Annotated in this window: 1 protein-coding gene; it reads left to right on the top strand. The window is 46.4% G+C overall.

The window, feature by feature from the left end; translation table 11 throughout:
- Window positions 1-234 (top strand): transcription termination/antitermination protein NusG (gene nusG, locus J4D97_RS23375; RefSeq protein WP_432207239.1); only part of this gene is annotated, 234 nt, incomplete at its 5' end.
- Between the last annotated feature and the right edge of the window lie 14 nt (window positions 235-248).

Below are 248 nucleotides of genomic sequence, written 5' to 3'. Positions count from 1 at the left end.
GAGGTAAACCGTATTCTGGGTATCGTGGACGAGACGGAAGAGCAGACAGCTACGCTGGAAACTCCATTCATCGTAGGAGACTTGGTGAAAATCATAGATACCAATTTCAACGGCTTCTCTGGTACGGTTTCCGAGGTATTCGAAGAGCGGAAGAAGCTCAACGTTATCGTGAAGATATTTGGCCGAAGCACTCCCATGGAGTTGAGCTACACCCAGGTAGAGAAAGAGTCTTAAGACTGTATATACAA

Source organism: Hymenobacter defluvii (genome assembly GCF_017589435.1).
In the GTDB taxonomy this organism is placed as follows: Bacteria; Bacteroidota; Bacteroidia; order Cytophagales; family Hymenobacteraceae; genus Hymenobacter; species Hymenobacter profundi.
The sequence above is the reverse complement of the archived record's forward strand: the minus strand, read 5'-3'. Positions and strand labels throughout refer to the sequence as shown.